The 17,830-nt window shown below is 55.9% G+C and carries 14 protein-coding genes; 5 read left to right on the top strand and 9 right to left on the bottom strand.

Translation table 11 applies throughout. From position 1 onward, the window contains the following. Positions 1-100 precede the first annotated feature (100 nt). The 4 genes from CKO_RS14265 (at position 101) to folA (ending at position 3,542) form a co-directional block, all read left to right on the top strand. Complete coding sequence (locus CKO_RS14265) at positions 101-334, top strand: YgdI/YgdR family lipoprotein (protein ID WP_012134122.1); 234 nt, start codon at positions 101-103, stop codon at positions 332-334. A gap of 104 nt (positions 335-438) precedes the next feature. After that, the gene (gene kefF / locus CKO_RS14260) at positions 439-969 is read left to right on the top strand and encodes a glutathione-regulated potassium-efflux system oxidoreductase KefF (RefSeq protein ID WP_012134121.1); all 531 of its coding nucleotides are present in this window, start codon (positions 439-441) and stop codon (positions 967-969) included. Further along, complete coding sequence (kefC, locus tag CKO_RS14255; RefSeq protein ID WP_012134120.1) at positions 962-2,824, top strand: glutathione-regulated potassium-efflux system protein KefC; 1,863 nt, start codon at positions 962-964, stop codon at positions 2,822-2,824. The genes kefF and kefC overlap by 8 nt, the downstream gene beginning before the upstream one ends. Before the next feature lie 238 nt (positions 2,825-3,062). Next, positions 3,063-3,542, top strand: a complete 480-nt coding sequence (gene folA / locus CKO_RS14250) for a type 3 dihydrofolate reductase (protein WP_012134119.1) — start codon at positions 3,063-3,065, stop codon at positions 3,540-3,542. Between the two features lie 116 nt (positions 3,543-3,658). Here folA and apaH read toward each other — a convergent pair whose 3' ends face one another. From apaH to lptD, 6 genes are read right to left on the bottom strand one after another with little or no spacing between them, the layout of a single operon-like run. Further along, positions 3,659-4,507 carry a bis(5'-nucleosyl)-tetraphosphatase (symmetrical) ApaH gene (gene apaH / locus CKO_RS14245; protein ID WP_012134118.1) on the bottom strand — a complete coding sequence of 283 codons (849 nt, stop codon included), beginning with the start codon at positions 4,505-4,507 and terminating at the stop codon, positions 3,659-3,661. A gap of 10 nt (positions 4,508-4,517) precedes the next feature. Then, the gene (apaG, locus tag CKO_RS14240; RefSeq protein WP_012134116.1) at positions 4,518-4,895 is read right to left on the bottom strand and encodes a Co2+/Mg2+ efflux protein ApaG; all 378 of its coding nucleotides are present in this window, start codon (positions 4,893-4,895) and stop codon (positions 4,518-4,520) included. A gap of 2 nt (positions 4,896-4,897) precedes the next feature. After that, positions 4,898-5,719, bottom strand: a complete 822-nt coding sequence (gene rsmA, locus CKO_RS14235; protein ID WP_012134115.1) for a 16S rRNA (adenine(1518)-N(6)/adenine(1519)-N(6))-dimethyltransferase RsmA — start codon at positions 5,717-5,719, stop codon at positions 4,898-4,900. Beyond that, positions 5,716-6,705, bottom strand: coding sequence for a 4-hydroxythreonine-4-phosphate dehydrogenase PdxA (pdxA, locus tag CKO_RS14230; RefSeq protein ID WP_012134114.1), 990 nt, complete (start codon positions 6,703-6,705; stop codon positions 5,716-5,718). Before pdxA ends, rsmA begins: the two co-directional genes overlap by 4 nt. Continuing rightward, on the bottom strand, positions 6,705-7,991 hold the full coding sequence (gene surA, locus CKO_RS14225; RefSeq protein WP_012134113.1) for a peptidylprolyl isomerase SurA: 1,287 nt from the start codon (positions 7,989-7,991) through the stop codon (positions 6,705-6,707). Before surA ends, pdxA begins: the two co-directional genes overlap by 1 nt. Before the next feature lie 53 nt (positions 7,992-8,044). Beyond that, complete coding sequence (gene lptD, locus CKO_RS14220; protein ID WP_012134112.1) at positions 8,045-10,396, bottom strand: LPS assembly protein LptD; 2,352 nt, start codon at positions 10,394-10,396, stop codon at positions 8,045-8,047. A 376-nt stretch (positions 10,397-10,772) separates the two neighbouring features. On the opposite strand from lptD, the gene djlA reads away from it, so the two are divergent. Next, complete coding sequence (djlA, locus tag CKO_RS14215) at positions 10,773-11,588, top strand: co-chaperone DjlA (protein WP_012134111.1); 816 nt, start codon at positions 10,773-10,775, stop codon at positions 11,586-11,588. 99 nt (positions 11,589-11,687) lie between these two features. On the opposite strand, the gene rluA is transcribed toward djlA, so the two are convergent. The 3 genes from rluA to polB all read right to left on the bottom strand — a co-directional run bounded on the left by rluA (position 11,688) and on the right by polB (position 17,748). After that, positions 11,688-12,347 carry a bifunctional tRNA pseudouridine(32) synthase/23S rRNA pseudouridine(746) synthase RluA gene (gene rluA / locus CKO_RS14210; protein WP_012134110.1) on the bottom strand — a complete coding sequence of 220 codons (660 nt, stop codon included), beginning with the start codon at positions 12,345-12,347 and terminating at the stop codon, positions 11,688-11,690. Positions 12,348-12,358: 11 nt separating this feature from the next. Beyond that, a complete protein-coding gene (gene rapA, locus CKO_RS14205) occupies positions 12,359-15,265 on the bottom strand; it encodes an RNA polymerase-associated protein RapA (protein WP_012134109.1) in 2,907 nt (968 codons plus the stop codon). A gap of 131 nt (positions 15,266-15,396) precedes the next feature. Continuing rightward, a complete protein-coding gene (gene polB, locus CKO_RS14200) occupies positions 15,397-17,748 on the bottom strand; it encodes a DNA polymerase II (RefSeq protein ID WP_012134108.1) in 2,352 nt (783 codons plus the stop codon). Positions 17,749-17,830: the final 82 nt, after the last annotated feature.

Raw genomic sequence — 17,830 nt, 5'->3', positions numbered from 1 at the left:
GATATCTTCAGAGTGTTCTGTATTTTCTTTTAAGGTCAGTCAGTTAGTCTATAGTTAATGGGTATACCACTGAAAATGACTGAAAAGCAGGGAGAACACCATGCAAAAACAACTTCTTATTGCGTCTCTTTTTGCCGCTGCGACGGTATTTACCGTAGCGGGCTGTTCATCAAACCAGGCCATAAAAACCACCGACGGCAAAACGATCGTCACCGATGGTAAACCACAGGTCGATGATGATACTGGACTGGTGTCCTACAAAAACGCAGAAACCGGTAAAACGGAACAGATCAACCGCGATCAGGTGAAGAACATGAGCGAACTGGATAATTAATTCAGTTTTATCCATTTAGCTGCTCAATAATATTCACTATTAGCCTGTTAAATTACTGACTACACTCTGTGATAAAACAGAGATGTAAAATAACAGGCTACTTCATGATCCTCATTATTTATGCCCATCCGTATCCGCAGCACTCGCATGCGAATAAACGGATGCTGGAACAGGCAAGGACGCTGGATGGCGTCGAAATTCGCTCGCTCTATCAGCTTTACCCTGACTTCAATATTGATGTTGCCGCCGAGCAGCAGGCGCTGGCGCGCGCGCGTCTTATCATCTGGCAGCATCCAATGCAGTGGTACAGCGTTCCCCCTTTACTCAAACTCTGGATGGACAAAGTCCTCGCGCATGGCTGGGCCTACGGGCATGGCGGCACGGCGCTCCGGGACAAAGATCTGATGTGGGCCGTGACGACTGGCGGAGGCGAAAGCCACTTCGCTATTGGCGCCTATCCGGGCTTTGACGTGCTCTCGCAGCCGTTACAGGCTACTGCGCTCTATTGTGGGCTCAACTGGCTGCCGCCTTTTGCGATGCACTGTACGTTTGTCTGTGATGACGAAACGCTCCAGGCGCAGGCGCGCCACTACAAGCAACGTTTGCTGGCGTGGCAGGAGGCAAATCATGGATAGCCATACGCTGATACAGGCGCTGATTTACCTGGGGTCGGCCGCGCTGATTGTGCCGATTGCCGTCCGGCTGGGCTTAGGGTCGGTGCTGGGCTACCTCATTGCCGGGTGTATTATCGGCCCGTGGGGGCTGCGTCTGGTGACGGACGCTGAAGCTATTCTCCATTTCGCCGAAATTGGCGTGGTGCTGATGCTGTTTGTGATTGGGCTGGAGCTGGACCCGCAGCGTTTGTGGAAACTGCGTGCGTCGGTTTTTGGCGGCGGCGCGTTGCAGATGGTGGTATGCGGTGGGTTGATTGGCCTGTTCTGTATGTTCCTCGGTCTGCGCTGGCAGGTGGCGGAGCTGATCGGCATGACGCTGGCGCTCTCTTCCACGGCGATTGCGATGCAGGCGATGGATGAGCGTAACCTGACCGTCTCGCAAATGGGCCGTAGCACATTCGCCGTGCTGCTGTTTCAGGATATTGCCGCTATTCCGCTGGTGGCGATGATCCCCTTGCTGGCCGCCAGCAGCGCCTCAACGACGCTGGGCGTCTTTGCGCTGTCTGCGTTAAAAGTGGCAGGGGCGCTGGCGCTGGTGGTGCTGTTAGGGCGCTATGTCACGCGCCCGGCGCTGCGTTTTGTCGCGCGTTCCGGTTTGCGTGAAGTGTTCAGCGCCGTGGCCCTGTTTCTGGTCTTTGGCTTCGGCTTGCTGCTGGAAGAAGTGGGGCTGTCGATGGCGATGGGGGCGTTTCTGGCGGGCGTGTTGCTGGCAAGCTCGGAATACCGGCATGCGCTGGAAAGCGACATAGAACCGTTTAAAGGGCTGCTGCTGGGGCTGTTCTTTATCGGCGTCGGCATGTCTATCGACTTTGGCACGCTGATCGATAATCCGTTACGCATTCTTATCCTGCTGGTCGGTTTCCTGGTAATTAAAACGGTAATGCTGTGGCTGGTCGCCAGGCCGCTACGGGTGCCGAATAAGCAACGTCTCTGGTTTGCCGTATTATTAGGACAGGGGAGTGAGTTTGCCTTTGTGGTATTCGGCGCGGCGCAAATGGCCAATGTACTCGACCCGGAATGGGCGAAGGCGCTGACGCTCACCGTTGCGCTCTCAATGGCGGCGACGCCCATTTTTCTGGTGCTCCTGAGCCGTCTGGAAAAATCCGCAACCGGCGAAGCGCGTGAAGCGGATGAGATCGATGCGGAGCAACCGCGCGTGATCATCGCCGGATTTGGCCGTTTTGGGCAGATTACGGGGCGTTTGCTGCTGTCGAGCGGGGTAAAAATGGTGGTTCTCGACCATGACCCGGATCATATTGAAACGCTGCGCAAATTTGGCATGAAGGTCTTTTACGGGGACGCGACGCGCATGGATCTGCTGGAGTCTGCCGGTGCGGCGAAAGCGGAAGTGCTGATCAACGTGATTGACGATCCGCAAACCAGTTTACAACTGACAGAAATGGTAAAAGCCCATTTCCCCGACCTGCAAATTATTGCCCGCGCCCGCGATGTCGATCACTACATCCGTCTGCGACAGGCCGGTGTTGAGATGCCGGAGCGTGAAACATTTGAAGGCGCGTTAAAAACAGGGCGTCAGGCGCTGGAAAAATTAGGGCTGGGACGCTACGAGGCGCGCGAGCGTGCCGATCTGTTCCGTCGTTTTAATACGCAGATGGTGGAAGAGATGGCGAAAGGGGAAAACGATCCAACGTCCCGCGCGGCTGTCTATAAACGCACCAGCGCTATGTTGAGCGAGATTATTACTGAAGACCGTGAACATTTATCGTTAATTCAACGCCACGGCTGGCAAGGCACGGATGAAGGTAAACATACGGGTGACGCAGCTGATGAGCCGGAAGTGAAACCGTCAACGTAGGCAGGATAAGGCATTTACGCCGCCATCCGGCAATTTGCCCGGTGGCGCTGCGCTTACCGGGCCTACAAACCATCGTAGGCCGGATGGCGCGTCTGATTGCTGCGAGCTGACACCGCTTTAAATAAGTCGGGTTGCCAGCAGAACGGAAAATTTTCGTGCTATTCCTCTTTTCGTTAGTCGACGAAAGATTGCTCTTTCCGTATAGTGGCGACAATTTTTTGTATCCAGGAAATATTCAATGATCAGTCTGATTGCGGCGTTAGCGGTAGATCGCGTTATCGGCATGGAAAACGCCATGCCGTGGAACCTGCCTGCCGATCTCGCCTGGTTTAAACGTAACACCTTAAACAAGCCTGTGGTTATGGGGCGCCATACCTGGGAATCCATCGGACGACCGCTGCCGGGGCGTAAAAACATCGTCATCAGCAGCCAGCCTGGCACTGACGATCGCGTGCAGTGGGTGAAATCGGTCGATGAAGCGATTGCCGCCTGCGGCGATGCGCCAGAGATTATGGTGATTGGCGGCGGACGCGTGTACGAACAGTTCTTGCCGAAAGCGCAGAAACTGTATTTGACGCATATTGATGCCGAAGTGGAAGGGGACACCCATTTCCCGGACTACGAACCGGATGACTGGGAATCGGTCTTCAGCGAGTTCCACGACGCCGATGAGCAGAATTCTCACAGCTACTGCTTCGAGATTCTGGAGCGTCGTTAATCCGGCATGTTGTAATGCGGATTTGTAGGCCTGATAAGCGAAGCGCCATCAGGCAATAATGTGGCGTGAATGCCGGATAGCGGCGTAAACGCCTTATCCGGCCTACAAAATAACGCTCAGGCGTTTACCGCCTCGCCTTTGCCTGAATCAAGATGACGATTCGACGGCTGCACGAAGTAGCGCTTATCTTCCCAACGCAGGCAGGTTAAATCCCCGCCCCAGCAGCAGCCTGTATCCAGACCATAAATGCCTTCCGGCGTCCCTTTACCTTCCAGCGACGCCCAGTGACCAAAGACAATGCTGTATGCTTCGCTAACCGGTCCCGGAATGGCGAACCAGGGTTTCAGCGGCGCAGGGGCGTTTTCCGGCGACTCTTTGCTGTACATATCCAGTTGGCCGTTCGGGAAACAGTAACGCATACGGGTGAAGGCATTCGTGATAAAACGCAGCCGCGCCAGACCCGTTAGCTCCGGCGTCCAGTTGTTCGGCATATCGCCGTACATCGCGTCGAGGAAGAAGGGATAGGAGTCGCTCGACAGCACGGCTTCAACATCGCGCGCGCAGTCTTTCGCTGTCTGTAAATCCCACTGCGGCGTAATGCCCGCATGCGCCATCACCAGCTTCTTCTCTTCGTCGACCTGCAACAGCGGCTGACGGCGCAGCCAGTTGAGCAGTTCGTCGGCGTCTGGCGCCTCCAGCAGCGGAGTCAGCCTGTCTTTCGGCTTATTGCGGCTAATGCCCGCAAAGACGGCCAACAGATGTAAATCGTGATTGCCAAGCACCAGACGCACGCAGTCGCCCAGTGATTTCACGTAGCGGAGCACTTCCAGAGAACCAGGGCCGCGAGCGACCAGATCGCCGGTAAGCCACAGGGTATCTGAACCGGGGGTAAATTCCACCTGGTGTAACAATGCGATCAGTTCGTCGTAGCAACCGTGAACGTCGCCAATGAGGTATGTTGCCATTGCTTTAGTTTTAATGAATAAGTGTTGGAACGGCGAGTCGGAACACGGGAATATCGATAGTAAAGGCGACGCCTTTTTCATCGATCATTTCGTAGTGACCCTGCATGGTGCCCAGCGGCGTTTCAATAACGGCGCCGCTGGTGTACTGGTACTCTTCTCCGGGCGCGATGTGCGGCTGTACGCCAACCACACCTTCGCCCTGTACTTCGGTTTCGCGGCCATGACCATTGGTTATCAGCCAATAACGCCCCAACAACTGCACTGGCGCTCGCCCCAAATTGCGGATGGTTACCGTGTATGCGAATACGTAACGTTCATCATCAGGTGAAGATTGCGCTTCAATGTAGACGCTCTGAACCTGAATACACACTCGGGGCGAATTGATCATGCTTAACTCTCCTTCGAAGGCGCGTTTTCTGACAGATAGTTCGCCATCTGGCAATATTGCGCGACAGAGATATTTTCCGCTCGCAATGCCGGGTCAATGCCCAGTTCCGTCAGCACCTCGACGCTGAACAGATTGCCGAGGCTGTTGCGAATCGTTTTACGACGCTGGTTAAACGCCTCGGTGGTGATGCGGCTCAACACGCGTATGTCTTTCACCGGATACGGCATCGTCGTGTGAGGCACCAGACGCACAACGGCGGAATCGACTTTAGGCGGCGGCGTGAAGGCGGATGGTGGCACTTCCAGCACCGGGATCACCTGGCAATAATATTGCGCCATGACGCTTAATCGACCATACGCCTTACTGTTTGGCCCTGCAACCAGACGATTGACCACTTCTTTTTGCAACATAAAGTGCATGTCGGCAATGGCATCAGTATAGCTAAAGAGGTGGAACATCAACGGGGTGGAGATGTTGTAGGGCAAGTTGCCGAATACGCGCAGCGGCTGACCTATCTTCTCAGACAGCTCGCCAAAGTTCATGGTCATGGCATCTTGCTGATAAATCGTCAGTTTCGGCCCCAAAAACGGGTGCGTTTGCAGACGCGCGGCCAGATCGCGGTCAAGTTCGATCACCGTGAGCTGGTCCAGACGTTCGCCGACAGGCTCCGTCAGCGCCGCCAGACCGGGGCCGATTTCGACCATTGCCTGACCCTTTTGCGGGTTAATGGCGGAGACAATACTGTCGATCACAAACTGATCGTTGAGAAAGTTTTGCCCGAAACGTTTACGGGCTAAGTGGCCCTGATGGACTCGATTATTCATTGGGTATTAACAATCATTTTGATGGCGAGATTAAGCGCCGTAATAAAACTGCCGACATCCGCTTGCCCCCGACCCGCCAGTTCAAGCGCGGTGCCGTGGTCTACGGATGTTCGAATAAAAGGCAGGCCCAGCGTGATATTCACGCCGCGACCAAATCCCTGGTATTTTAGCACGGGGAGACCCTGATCGTGGTACATCGCCAGCACGGCATCGGCATGATCGAGATATTTAGGCTGGAAAAGCGTGTCGGCGGGCAAAGGGCCGCTTAAGCGCATCCCCTGAGCGCGCAGATCATCCAGTACCGGAACGATCGTGTCGATCTCTTCGGTTCCCATATGGCCGCCTTCACCCGCATGCGGATTTAGCCCGCACACCAGAATATGCGGATCGGCAAGGCCGAATTTCGTGCGTAAATCATGATGCAGAATGCCGATCACCTCATGCAGCAAAGCGGGCGTAATGGCGTCGGCAACCGCTCTTAACGGCAGGTGCGTTGTCGCCAGCGCGACCCGCAGCTCCTCGGTGGCCAGCATCATCACCACTTTCTTCGCCTGCGAACGCGCTTCAAAAAACTCCGTGTGTCCGGTAAACGGTACGCCAGCGTCATTGATGACGCCTTTGTGAACCGGCCCGGTGATCAGCGCCGCAAATTCCCCTTGCAGACAACCGTCGCAGGCGCGCGCCAGCGTATCCACCACATACTGCCCATTCTCAACGCTGAGTTGACCTGGGGTGACAGGAGCGCGAAGCGCTGTCGGCAACAGGGTCAGCGTGCCGGCGGATTGCGGTTTTGCAGGGTGATTTGGCGAGTAGGGAAGAAGCGAGAGGGGCAAACCGAGCAACGCGGCCCGGTCGGTTAACAGACGGGCATCTGCACAGACGACGAGTTCGACCGGCCACTCACGCTGTGCGAGCTGAACGACTAAGTCAGGACCAATCCCGGCGGGTTCGCCGGGAGTGATAACAACGCGTTGAACAGTAGCCATTAATTGCTCAGGATTTTAACGTAAGCGCTGGCGCGTTGTTCCTGCATCCAGGTCGCCGCTTCCTCCGAGAACTTACGGTTCATCAGCATACGGTAAGCTCTGTCTTTCTGCGCCGCGTCGGTTTTATCAACGTTACGCGTATCCAGCAGTTCGATCAGGTGCCAGCCAAAGGAAGAGTGCACCGGGGCGCTCATCTGGCCTTTGTTGAGGCGGGTCAGCGCGTCGCGGAAGGCAGGATCGAAAATATCCGCTGCCGCCCAGCCCAGATCGCCGCCCTGGTTGGCAGAACCTGGGTCCTGTGAAAACTCTTTCGCTGCGGCAGCAAAGGTCGTTTTGCCGCTCTTAATGTCTGCTGCGATCTCTTCCAGTTTCAGGCGCGCCTGCTGATCGGTCATGATCGGCGAGGGTTTCAGCAGAATATGGCGAGCATGAACTTCAGTGACGGAGATGCTCTGGCTCTGGCCGCGCAGATCGTTCACTTTCAGAATGTGGAAGCCAACGCCGGAACGAATCGGGCCAACGATGTCGCCTTTTTTCGCCGTGCTCAGCGCCTGCGCGAAAATGCCCGGCAGCTCCTGAATACGTCCCCAGCCCATCTGGCCACCTTTCAGCGCCTGCTGGTCGGCGGAGTAGGTGATCGCCAGTTTGCCGAAATCACTGCCGTTACGCGCTTCATCAACAATCGAACGCGCCCGGGCTTCCGCTTCGCTTACCTGATCCGACGTCGGGTTTTCCGGCAGCGGGATCAGAATGTGGCTCAGGTTCAGCTCTGTGCTGGCATCGTTCTGGTTACCGACCTGTTGGGCCAGCGCATCCACTTCCTGCGGCAGGATGGTGACGCGACGACGCACTTCGTTGTTACGCACTTCGGAGATGATCATCTCTTTGCGGATCTGGCTACGGTAGGTTGAGTAGCTCAGACCATCGTAAGCCAGACGGCTGCGCATCTGGTCCAGCGTCATGTTGTTCTGTTTAGCGATATTGGCGATAGCCTGATCCAGCTGTTCATCAGAGATTTTCACCCCCATCTTCTGACCCATCTGGAGAACGATTTGATCCATGATCAAACGTTCCAGGATCTGATGACGTAGCGTGGCATCATCAGGAAGCTGCTGACCAGCCTGACCCGCATTAAGTTTTACTGATTGCATTAAGCCATCAACGTCGCTTTCCAGCACGACGCCGTTATTGACGACGGCTGCGACTTTATCGACCACCTGCGGGGCAGCGAAACTGGTATTCGCGATCATGGCGATACCGAGAAGCAGCGTTTTCCAGTTCTTCATACTTTTTCCATTTCAATTAACCGCAATGCGGATTACGTGGTAAATCAATCAAATCACAGAGAGCTTTGATACGGCAAAATGTTCGAACGCAACATCTCTTTGGTGCCGAGACCGTAGTTGGAGCTCAGACCACGCAATTCAATGTTAAAGCCGATCACGTTGTCATAAACAGCGTGTTCTTTATCGTTATCCCAACCGTTCAGCTTACGCTCATAACCGAAGCGAATCGCATAGCAGCAGGAGTTGTACTGCACGCCGAGCATCTGGTCGGCAGGCTTATTCACATTGGTATCAAAGTAGTAAGCGCCTACGATAGACCAACGATCGGCAATCGGCCAACTGGCAACGCCCCCGACCTGGGAAATCCCGTTTTTATACTGCTCCGCAGTGGAATAAGACGGCAGCGTAGCCTGAATATATTCCGCGCTGGCATAACGGTAGTTCAACTGTAAGAGACGATTTTCATCGCGACGGTATTCGATCGTACTGCTGCTGGTCGCGACGCTGTCCAGACGCGTGTCGTACTGAATACCGCTACGCAGTCCCCAGCGGTCGGAGATACGCCAGTAGGTGTCGCCCGCCCAAACCAGTGAGCCCGTTTTGTCGTCATTCTCCCAGGTTATGTTGTCATCGCCGGTGCGAGACTCCGTGAAATAGTAGATTTGACCCACGGAAACATTAAAACGTTCAATTGCGGCATCATCATAAATACGCGATGTGACGCCGGTCGTGACCTGGTTTGCGGAGGCGATACGGTCCAGACCGCCATATGTGCGGTCGCGGAACAGGCCGCTGTAGTCGGACTGCAATAATGAGGAGTCGTAGTTATAGATTTTGCTCTGGTCGCGGTATGGCACGTACAGATACTGCGCGCGCGGCTCCAGCGTCTGGGTGTAACCCGGCGCAAGCATATTCATATCGCGTTCAAATACCATCCTGCCGTCGACTTTGAACTGCGGCATCACGCGGTTGGCAGAATCATCCAGTTTGGTACTGTTTCGCGAGTTGTACCAGTCCAGATTGGTTTGCTGGTAGTGCGTCGCCAGCAGCTTCGCTTCAGTATTGATGCTGCCCCACTGATTCGATAACGGCAGGTTGATGGTCGGCTCCAGGTGAACGCGAGTCGCTTCCGGCATGTTGTCTCGGGTGTTCACAAACTTCACGGCCTGGCCGTAAATACGCGTATCGAATGGACCGACGTCATTCTGGTAGAAGTTAACGTCTAACTGCGGCTCAGCGGAGTAACTGCTGGTATTCTGATCGCTGAACACCTGGAACTGTTTGGTCGACACCGTGGCATCAAAGTTCTGCACGGCATAGCCGACGCTGAATTTCTGCGTGGCGTAACCGTCGGTACTGGAACCGTACTTATTGTCAAAGTCATTGAAGTAGCTGGAGTCGCTGACCTTGGTATAGTCGACATTAAAGCGCCATACCTGATCCATCACGCCACTATGGCGCCAGTAGAACAACCAGCGACGGGAGTTGCTGTCGTTCGGATGATCATCGTCGTAAACGCGATCGGAATTCAGATAGTCGAACTCCATTAAACCCGCGCCCGCCTGGCTGAGGTAGCGGAACTCATTCTCCCACATGACACCGCCACGACGGTGCATATAATGCGGCGTAATGGTGGCGTCCATATTGGGCGCGATGTTCCAGTAATACGGCAGGTAGAACTCAAAATAGTTCTTGGTGGTGTACTTCGCGTTCGGGATCAGGAAACCGGAGCGGCGTTTGTCACCGACCGGCAGCTGTAAATAAGGGCTGTAAAAGACGGGAAGCGGACCCAGTTTAAAACGGGCGTTCCAGATTTCCGCTACCTGTTCTTCACGATCGTGAATCACTTCGCTGCCCACAACGCTCCAGGTATCGGAGCCTGGCAGACAGGAGGTAAAGCTGCCATTTTCCAGAATGGTGTAGCGGTTTTCGCCACGCTGCTTCATCAGATCCGCTTTCCCGCGCCCCTGACGGCCGACCATCTGGTAGTCGCCTTCCCACACGTTTGTGTCTTTGGTGTTCAGGTTCGCCCAGCCTTTCGGCCCCTTCAGAATAACCTGATTGTCGTCATAATGGACGTTGCCGAGCGCATCGACGGTACGCACCGGTTCCGGCTGGCCTGGCGCCTCTTTTTGATGGAGTTGCACCTCGTCAGCTTGCAGGCGACTGTTACCCTGGTTGATATCGACATTACCGGTGAATACCGCGTCGTCCGGGTAGTTCCCTTTCGCGTGATCGGCGTTGATCGTCACGGGTAATTCGTTCGTCTCGCCTTTCACCAGAGGACGGTCGTAGCTTGGCACACCCAACATGCACTGCGAGGCAAGGTCGGCGGCCAGGCCCTGCTGACTATAAAGGGCGCTGGCGATCATGGTGGCCAGGAAAGTGGGAATACGTTTTTTCATACGTTGTATTTATTGTTCCATCATCAGTAGCGTTGCGCGTGACAAACGGTCAGAGACTAACGTACTCATCTTCACTACGCTAGTGTTAATCCTGTCCCTTTTCTACCCGTCGTCTTTCAGGTTGCGCTTTCGTGGACGTTATTCGCACGCCCCCGGCGACTTGCCTGGATAAGCGTCTGGCGGCTGTGCGGCGGTCTTGCTGCAACGTGAAATCCAATGGGTATGTGTCTGTGGTGTTAGGCACGGCATTGAATGACAGGTATGATAATGCAAATTATAGGCGATGTCCCACAATTGACCGCAGCCTTCATTCCAGGAAAAGCACTCTATATTGTGGGACATAGCCTCACTGTCAGCGTAAAGATTTGGGGAGTCTATGCAGTACTGGGGAAAGATTGTAGGTGTCGCAGTGGCGCTGATGATGGGAGGCGGCTTCTGGGGCGTGGTATTAGGTCTGCTGATAGGCCACATGTTCGACAAAGCCCGCAGCCGCAAAATGGCATGGTTCGCCAATCAGCGTGAACGGCAGGCACTGTTTTTCGCCACCACTTTTGAGGTCATGGGGCATTTAACCAAATCGAAAGGGCGCGTGACGGAAGCGGATATCCATATTGCCAGCCAGTTGATGGACCGGATGAACTTACACGGCGAATCACGTACCGCCGCCCAACACGCGTTTCGCGTGGGAAAATCGGATAATTACCCGTTACGTGAAAAAATGCGCCAGTTTCGCAGCGTCTGCTTTGGGCGGTTTGATCTGATACGGATGTTTCTGGAAATTCAGATTCAGGCGGCGTTTGCGGATGGAACGCTCCATCCGAACGAGCGGGAAGTGCTGTACGTTATCGCCGAGGAGCTGGGGATTTCCCGCGCTCAGTTCGATCAGTTCTTGCGCATGATGCAGGGCGGGGCGCAGTTTGGCGGCGGTTATCAGCAACAGCAGTCCGGCGGCGGCTGGCAGCAGGCGCAGCGTGGCCCTACGCTGGAAGATGCCTGCAACGTGCTGGGGGTTAAGCCGACAGATGATGCGACAACCATTAAACGCGCGTACCGCAGACTGATGAGCGAGCACCACCCGGACAAACTGGTCGCGAAAGGGTTGCCGCCGGAGATGATGGAGATGGCGAAGCAAAAAGCGCAGGAAATTCAGAAAGCGTATGAAATGATTAAAGAGCAGAAAGGTTTTAAATAATGGTTTTGCCGGATGGCGACGTAAAGCGTCTTATCCGGCCTACGTTGAGAACGGTAGGCCGGGCAAGCGAAGCGCCCCCGGCACAAATGGGCACAGAATTTAAAAATCTACCGGGGCTTTAAAGGTCATACTGTTGCCATACGCGGGATGGGTGATGGTTAGCGTTTCGGCATGCAGCAACAGACGCGGTGCCATCGCCAGCGCTTCTGGCGACGCGTAGAAGCGATCGCCGAGAATGGGGTGTCCCAACGCCAGCATATGCACACGCAGCTGATGAGAACGCCCGGTAATCGGTTTAAGCACCACCCGTGCGGTGTTATCCGCAGCGAAGTCCACCACCTCATACCCGGTTTGCGCAGGCTTACCTGTCTCATAGCACACTTTCTGTTTCGGCCTGTTCGGCCAGTCGCAGATCAGCGGTAAATCAACCAGCCCTTCGGCAGGGGCTGGATGCCCCCACACGCGCGCAACGTACTGTTTTTTCGGTTCACGCTCGCGGAACTGGCGTTTCAGTTCCCGTTCCGCCGCTTTGGTCAGCGCCACTACAATCACGCCGCTGGTCGCCATATCCAGACGATGCACCGACTCCGCCTGCGGATAATCGCGTTGAATACGCGTCATCACGCTATCTTTGTGCTCCTCAAGGCGACCCGGCACGGACAACAAGCCGCTGGGCTTGTTGACCACCATAATGTGCTCATCCTGATACAGGATAATCAGCCAGGGCTCCTGCGGCGGATTGTAGTTTTCCATCCCCATTTTTTGCTCCGTTACTGATGCGTGACGACGATAAGACGCAAGGCATCCAGACGCCAGTTGGCCTGATCCAGGCTTTCCATTACCTGCTGACGGTTGCTGTCGATCGCCGCAAGTTCATCATCACGGATGTTCGGGTTAACGGCGCGCAGCGCTTCCAGACGCGACAGTTCGGCAGACAGTTTTTCATCCGCTTCGCTACGCGCGGCGTCGATCAGCGCCCGGGCCGATTTCTCCGCCTGCGCTTCGCCCAGTTGCAGAATCGCGTGTACGTCCTGTTGCACCGCGTTGACCAGCTTGCTGCCGGTATGACGGTTAACGGCGCTCAGCTGGCGGTTGAAGGTTTCAAACTCCACCTGCGCGGCCAGGTTATTGCCGTTTTTATCCAGCAGCATGCGCACCGGCGTCGGCGGTAGGAAACGGTTAAGCTGTAAATGTTTCGGTGCCTGCGCTTCAACGACATACACCAGTTCCACCAGCAGCGTTCCCACCGGCAACGCTTTGTTTTTCAACAGCGAAATCGTGCTGCTGCCGGTATCGCCAGACAGAATCAGATCCAGGCCGTTGCGAATCAGCGGATGTTCCCAGGTAACAAACTGCGCATCTTCACGCGACAGCGCCACATCACGCTCGAACGTAATGGTGCAGCCATCTTCCGGCAGGCCAGGGAAGTCCGGCACCAGCATATGATCGGAAGGCGTCAGCACAATCAGGTTCTCACCACGGTCATCCTGGTTAATCCCGACGATATCAAACAGGTTCATGGCGAAGGCGATCAGGCTGGTGTCGTCATCCTGTTCTTCAATGCTCTCTGCCAGCGCCTGCGCTTTCTCGCCGCCGTTAGAGTGGATCTCCAGCAGACGGTCGCGCCCTTGCTCCAGCTGCGCCTTCAGCGCTTCGTGCTGCTCGCGGCAGGTTTTGATCAGCGCGTCAAAACCGTCGGTATTTTCAGGCGTCGCCAGGTAAGCGATCAGATCGTGATACACCGTATCGTAGATGGCGCGACCGGTCGGGCAGGTGTGCTCAAAGGCATCCAGCCCTTCGTGATACCAGCGAACCAGCACGGACTGCGCGGTTTTTTCCAGATACGGAACGTGGATCTGAATATCGTGCGCCTGACCGATACGGTCCAGACGGCCAATACGCTGCTCCAGCAAATCCGGGTTAAACGGCAGGTCAAACATCACCAGGTTGCTGGCGAACTGGAAGTTACGGCCTTCAGAACCGATTTCCGAGCACAGCAGAACCTGCGCGCCGCTGTCTTCTTCGCTAAACCACGCGGCGGCGCGGTCGCGTTCAATAATGGACATGCCTTCATGGAATACGGCGGCGCGGATGCCTTCGCGCTCGCGCAGCACCTGCTCCAGTTGCAGCGCGGTGGCGGCTTTCGCGCAGATCACCAGCACTTTCTGCGAGCGGTGGCTGGTCAGATGCCCCATCAGCCACTCCACGCGCGGGTCGAAGTTCCACCAGGTGCCGCTATCCCCTTCGAATTCCTGATAAATCTGCTCCGGGTAGAGCATATCGCGCGCTCTGTCCTCCGCGCTTTTACGCGCGCCCATAATGCCGGAGACTTTAATCGCCGTCTGATATTGCGTTGGCAGCGGCAGCTTGATGGTGTGCAGCTCGCGTTTCGGGAAGCCTTTGACGCCGTTACGGGTGTTGCGGAACAGTACGCGGCTGGTGCCGTGTCTGTCCATCAGCATGGAGACCAGCTCCTGGCGGGCATTCTGCGCGCCATCGCGGTCGCTGTTCGCCGTTTGCAGCAGCGGTTCGATGTCCTGCTCGCCAATCAGGTCGCCGAGCATGTTCAGCTCTTCGTTGCTCAGCTTGTTGCCTGCCAGCAGCATGGCGACGGCGTCGGCGACCGGGCGGTAATTTTTCTGCTCTTCGACAAATTGTTCGAAGTCGTGGAAACGGCTCGGGTCGAGCAGACGCAGACGGGCGAAGTGGCTTTCCATTCCCAGCTGTTCCGGCGTTGCGGTCAGCAGCAGGACGCCAGGCACGCGTTCCGCCAGTTGTTCAATCGCCATATATTCGCGGCTTGGCGCGTCTTCGCTCCACACCAGGTGGTGAGCTTCATCGACGACCAGCAGGTCCCATTGTGCATCGCACAGATGTTCCAGACGCTGTTTGTTGCGACGCGCGAAGTCCAGCGAGCAGATAACCAGTTGCTCGGTTTCAAACGGGTTGTAGGCATCGTGCTGGGCTTCGGTGTAACGCTCGTCGTCGAACAGCGCGAAGCGCAGGTTGAAGCGGCGCAGCATTTCAACCAGCCACTGATGCTGCAAAGTTTCCGGGACGATGATCAGCACGCGTTCCGCCGCGCCAGACAGCAGCTGTTGGTGCAGGATCATCCCGGCTTCGATGGTTTTTCCTAAGCCCACTTCATCCGCCAGCAGGACGCGCGGCGCGTGGCGGCGACCGACATCATGGGCAATGTTGAGCTGGTGGGGAATCAGGCTGGTGCGCTGACCGCGCAGGCCGCTCCACGGCATGCGGTACTGCTCGCTCTGAAATTTACGTGCGCGGTAGCGCAGAGCGAATCGGTCCATCCGGTCGATTTGCCCGGCGAACAGGCGATCCTGCGGTTTACTGAAAACCAGCTTGCTGTCGAGCAGGACTTCACGCAGCGTGACGGCGGTTTCTTCGGTATCAAGGCGGGTGCCAGTATAGGCAAGCAGACCGTTTTCTTCTTTTACTTCATCGATTTGTAGCTGCCAGCCTTCATGGCTTGTAATCGTATCACCAGGGTTAAACATCACGCGGGTCACGGGGGAGTCACTGCGCGCATACAGACGGTTTTCACCTGTCGCCGGGAAAAGTAAGGTGACAGTTCGCGCATCCATCGCGACGACGGTTCCAAGTCCCAGTTCGCTTTCTGTATCGCTGATCCAGCGTTGACCAAGTGTAAAAGGCATATATGTTCGGCTCTATATCTTTAATTGCAGGCAATAATCACCCGCTACCAAAATAGAATGGCAGCAGTGTTAATTGGGTCCAGGAATGGAAAGGGCGCTATGGTAATGGATGGCGGCGCATTCGTCACGCGTCAAAATAACCCCAGTTGTCCTGTGAGTAGTGTAGCAAAATTATCATCGATGAAGGGAAGTATTCCCTCTGCGACTGGCTGTAGCTGGCGGGTTAAATAGTGCTCGTAATCCAGCGGTGAATGCCGGTAATCCAGCGGCTCAGGGCCGTTAGTCGTCCACACGTATTTGATCGTGCCTCGGTTCTGATACTGCGCCGGGCGCCCCAGTTTGATGTTTTGTTCATCGGCGAGCCGGGCGGCGCGAACGTGCGGCGGAACGTTACGCTGATATTCGCTCAACGGGCGGCGCAGTCGCTTGCGGTAAACCAGCTGTTCATCCAGCTTGCCCGTCATCAGGTTATCGATGGTTTCCCGGACATACTCCTGATAGGGCTCCTGGCGGAAGATACGCAGGTAAAGCTCCTGCTGGAATCGTTGCGCCAGCGGCGTCCAGTCGGTGCGCACGGTCTCCAGCCCTTTAAATACCATTCGCTGCTTCTCGCCTTCCTGAATCAGCCCGGCATAGCGCTTTTTGCTGCCGGTGTCCGCCCCGCGAATGGTCGGCATCAGAAAGCGGCGGAAGTGGGTTTCAAACTCTAATTCCAGCGCGCTGGTCAGCTTTTGCTGTTGCAGGGATTGCGTCCACCAGTCATTCACATGACGCACCAGCTCGCGGCCAATCCTTGCCGCCTCGTCTTCAGAATGTGCGCCTTTCAGCCAGACGAAAGTGGAATCCGTATCGCCGTAGATCACGTCATAACCCTGCGCCTCGATCAGCGCTTTGGTCTGACGCATGATCGCGTGGCCGCGCATGGTGATCGACGAGGCCAGTCGGGGATCGAAAAAGCGGCAGGCCGTCGTCCCGAGCACGCCGTAAAACGCATTCATGATGATCTTCAGCGCCTGGGACAGCGGTTTATTGCCGTGGCGTTTGGCCTCATCGCGCCCGTGCCAGATCTGCGTGACGATCTCCGGGAGACAGTGCGTTTCTCGCGAGAACCAGGCGTCAAGAAAGCCTTCGGTGCTGTGTGTCGGGTCCGGTTGCGCCATCCCTTCCACCAGCCCAACCGGGTCGATCAGGAACGTGCGAATGATCGACGGGTACAGGCTCTTATAATCCAGCACCAGTACGGAGTCATACAGGCCAGGGCGCGAGTCCATCACGTAACCGCCAGGGCTGGCATGCGGCGGGACTTCACCGAGATTCGGCGCAACGTAACCGGCGCGATGCATACGGGGAAAATAGAGATGACCGAAGGCGGCGACAGAACCGCCGTGGCGGTCAGCGGGCAGACCGTTAACGGTGGCGCGCTCCAGTAAAAACGGCATGATCTCCGTCTTATGAAAAATCTGCGTCACCAGTTCGCAGTCCTTGAGGTTATACGTGGCGAGCGCGGGCTTATCTTCGGCGAAACGGCGGTCAATTTCGTCCATTCTGTCCCAGGGATTATCGATTGATTTCCCTTCGCCAAGCAGCTCCTGGGCCACGGTTTCCAGTGAAAATGATGAGAAATTCCAGAACGCGGATTTGAGCGCCTCAATGCCGTCAATAATCAACCGCCCTTTGGCCTGGGCGAAAAACACGCCGTTCTTGAAACCGTGCTCGCGCCATTCCAGCTCGGTGTTGTCGCGCCCCAGACGTAGAGGGATACGATAGCGCTCGGCATGTTTTTGCAGGACGCGTAAATCAAACTGCACCACGTTCCAGCCGATGATCACATCGGGATCGTGCCGGGCAAACCAGTCGTTGAGTTTTTCCAGCAGCAGCGGGCGGCTCGCCGCATACTCAAGCTGGAAATCCAGCGCCGAGGCATCGCCATTCGCCGGGCCGAGCATAAAAACGACGCGTTGCCCGCAGCCTTGCAGGCCAATGCAGTACAGCTCGCCGTGTCGGGTGGTTTCAATATCCAGCGATACCCATTTCAGCGGGGGACGGTAGTCTGGGTGCGGTTTCAGGCGGGCATTGACGATCGCGCCGTCTTTTGTGTCGCCCTCCAGCCAAACGGGAGCGGTGATAAACCGCTCCATCAGGTAACGTTCCGGTGGGCGCACATCGGCTTCATAGACCGTTACGCCCTGTTCTTTCAGCTGTTTTTCCAGACGCATCAGCTGTCGGTGAGAGCGGCAGTACAACCCCGAGACGGGCTGGCGATGAAAATCCTGCAAATTGAGCGGCGTCAGGCGATAGCCGTTTTCTGTGCGCAGCAGCGAGGTGACGCGGGCGGCCTGATGCGTAGGGATAAACGCGACCGACTCCTGCGGCGCGAGCGTGACCTGCAAAGGACCGGTGTCCGTTGCCAGCCAGAATGAGACCTCCGTTCCTTGCGGGGTATCCCGCCAGTGCCGGGTTAAAATAAAACCTGCCTGCGCCACGCTGCGTACTCATTAAAAAACCAGGCATGATTATAGCCTGGTTTGGAACGTTTTGCTGTGGTTTTATACAGGTGTGGTTGCG

Origin of the sequence: Citrobacter koseri ATCC BAA-895 (assembly GCF_000018045.1) — a bacterium.
Taxonomy (GTDB): domain Bacteria; phylum Pseudomonadota; class Gammaproteobacteria; order Enterobacterales; family Enterobacteriaceae; genus Citrobacter_B; species Citrobacter_B koseri.
The sequence above is the reverse complement of the archived record's forward strand: the minus strand, read 5'-3'. Positions and strand labels throughout refer to the sequence as shown.